Below are 2,633 nucleotides of genomic sequence, written 5' to 3'. Positions count from 1 at the left end.
GATCTGATTACTTATAAAGATACCTTGCAAGGTCATGTTCACATGGCGTTTGTAAGAGGTGATTTATCAAAGGTGGATGCGCCGGTTATTCGGGTTCAGTCTCCTGATATCCTGCGTGATAGTTTAGGTGTTAAAGTGCCAGGATCGCAGAGTTGGTCTATGCAGCATTCGTTAGAGCGAATCAATGAAGAAGGCGCTGGCGCCTTAGTAGTTTTAGGTGGCCCGGCTGTTGACTTGGAAGAACGCTTGGCAGGATTTTTTGTGAACAAGCCAGCACCTTCGCAGACAGGAACGGGGGCGTATTTGACAGTGGGCACAGGCTCTCAGATCTTGCGTGATTTAGGCGTGACAAAAATGCGCCTATTGAATCCACCTGTTAAGTTTTCAGCTATTTCAGGTTTCGATTTGGAAGTGGTTGAATTTATTCCATATACAGCTTCTTGATGAAGTGGCTATTGAAATAAAACGAAACGAATTTTAAGAACGGTAACATACTAAAGAGAAAGGTCTTATGCGAAATATTAAAACCTATGAAGGTGATTTTAGAGATACGACGGGTGCAAAGTTTGCGATTATCGTGACACGATGGAACTCCTTTGTGGTAGAAAGCTTGCTAGAAGGTGCGGTGGATTCTTTGGTACGTCACGGTATTGATGAGAGTGATATCGAGATATTCCGCATTCCTGGCGCATTTGAAATGCCTTTAGCCGTGAAACGTGTTGCTGAAACTAAAAAGTATGACGCAGTGGTTGCTTTAGGAGCGGTGATCAGAGGCGGTACGCCTCACTTCGAGTATGTTGCTGGAGAGTGTGTGAAAGGTTTGGGTGCCGTATCATTGGATACAGGTATTCCTGTTGCCTTTGGCGTTCTGACGGTGGACACCATTGAGCAGGCGATTGAACGTGCCGGCACCAAAGCGGGTAACAAAGGTGAAGAAGCTGCGATGTCAGTTCTAGAGATGGTTCAACTATTTAAACAGTCAGGTATTTAAGTGAGCGAATCTAACCCTGCCGCAGGCGGTCAGCCTGTAAAGAAAACTGGAACGGCACAGCGTAAGAAGGCTCGAAAGTTGGTTCTTCAGGCGCTATATCAGTGGCAAATTTCCGGCTCCAGTATTGCTCAGGTAGAAGCAGAGTTTCGTACCGATCATGACTTTGATCGTATCGACTCGGCTTACTTTCGTGAAGTCTTTAGCGGTATACCTAAAGAAGTGACAGAATTGGATCAGGCAATTGAGCCTTTTCTGGATCGCGCAATTGTGGATGTTGACCCGGTAGAGATGAATGTTCTGCGTATGGGTGTCTTTGAATTTAAGCACCGCATTGATGTGCCTTACCGTGTGGTTATTAATGAGGCTGTTGAACTGGCTAAGTCATTCGGTGGTACTGATGGCCACAAGTATGTGAATAGTATTCTTGATAAGCTCGCCTTGCGTTTGCGCGCGGCTGAAACACGTCATAAACCCTCTTAGTGTTATAGCAACTTAGTTGATCCGATGCCATCTGCTCCTTCTGAATTCCAAATAATTAAACGGTATTTTGAAGGAGTGGGGCCTATCGATAAGCAGCTCGTTAACCAGGGTATAGGTGACGATTGTGCTGTCATTAACCCTCCTGCGAATAAGTCTCTGTGCTTCTCACTTGATACTATGGTTGAGGGGCGGCACTTTCCCAAGTCGGCACCGCCGCAACAATTGGCTATCCGAGCAATGTCTGCGTCATTGAGTGATTTGGCTGCAATGGGGGCGTCACCAGCATTCTTTACCTTGTCTTTGACGCTTCCTGATTCTGACCCGGATTGGCTTGAAGGCTTTTCAAGGGGGCTCAAGTATATGGCGGAGCGTTATCAATTGAGCCTCTTGGGCGGAGATACAACGCGAGGGCCATTAACTATTGGTATTCAGGTGCATGGTTTTACAGCTCAAGACAAAGCGCTACGTCGTAGTGGTGCTACAGAAGGCGAGGTGTTGGTTGTGACAGGGTGCTTGGGTGATGCGGGTGCTGCGCTAGACCTGCTGGATAAGAGTGCGCTTAGTGGCGTTGAGGAATACCTCCTGGGTCGATACTATGCTCCCACGCCAAGATTTGCAGAGGGCTTATTGATCACCCCCTACGCGAGTGCTTGTATTGATATCTCGGATGGTTTGCTAGCTGATGCAGGGCATATTGCTGAGTCTTCTTCATGTGGCCTAAGGATTGACCTGGACGCCTTGCCCTTGTCGAAAGAATTGCGTGAATTTTCTAAAGATAGAGCTGCGCTACTGGCACTGACTGCAGGAGATGACTACGAGTTACTTTTTACGATCCCTGAGGAAGGTTGGCAGGTATTGGAGTCGAAGGCTGAGGCGAGTGCTTTCACTAGAATAGGGCGGGTTGAGCCCAAGAGTTTTGGTGTCAAGGTCTTTTCTGGTGAGCAGGAAGTCGAAATAGAGAGAAAGGGGTTTCAGCATTTTGAGTAAGTTACCGCAAGGTTTTTTAAAGAATCCGGCACACTTTGCTGCTTTTGGTTTTGGTAGTGGTTGTGCACCGAAGGCACCCGGGACAGCAGGAACATTAATGGCGATTGTTCCTTATTTATGGCTGCAGCATTTAGCCTTAGAGTGGTACTTGGTGGTTATTGTGCTGAGCTTTGTT

The 2,633-nt window shown here is 47.1% G+C and carries 3 protein-coding genes and 2 pseudogenes; all 5 read left to right on the top strand.

Going from position 1 to position 2,633, the window contains the following annotated elements; genetic code table 11:
* Positions 1 to 444 (top strand): annotated as a pseudogene (locus A3735_RS16930) (bifunctional 3,4-dihydroxy-2-butanone-4-phosphate synthase/GTP cyclohydrolase II); the annotation flags it as partial.
* A gap of 67 nt (positions 445 to 511) precedes the next feature.
* A complete protein-coding gene (gene ribE, locus A3735_RS16925) occupies positions 512 to 991 on the top strand; it encodes a 6,7-dimethyl-8-ribityllumazine synthase (protein WP_068511375.1) in 480 nt (159 codons plus the stop codon).
* Positions 992 to 1,471 carry a transcription antitermination factor NusB gene (nusB, locus tag A3735_RS16920; RefSeq protein ID WP_068511377.1) on the top strand — a complete coding sequence of 160 codons (480 nt, stop codon included), beginning with the start codon at positions 992 to 994 and terminating at the stop codon, positions 1,469 to 1,471.
* Positions 1,472 to 1,495: 24 nt separating this feature from the next.
* The gene (gene thiL, locus A3735_RS16915) at positions 1,496 to 2,458 is read left to right on the top strand and encodes a thiamine-phosphate kinase (protein WP_068511379.1); all 963 of its coding nucleotides are present in this window, start codon (positions 1,496 to 1,498) and stop codon (positions 2,456 to 2,458) included.
* Positions 2,451 to 2,633, top strand: a pseudogene (locus tag A3735_RS16910) (phosphatidylglycerophosphatase A); the annotation flags it as partial. The gene thiL and the pseudogene A3735_RS16910, both read left to right, overlap by 8 nt.

This window comes from Oleiphilus sp. HI0061 (assembly GCF_001635675.1).
The sequence above is the reverse complement of the archived record's forward strand: the minus strand, read 5'-3'. Positions and strand labels throughout refer to the sequence as shown.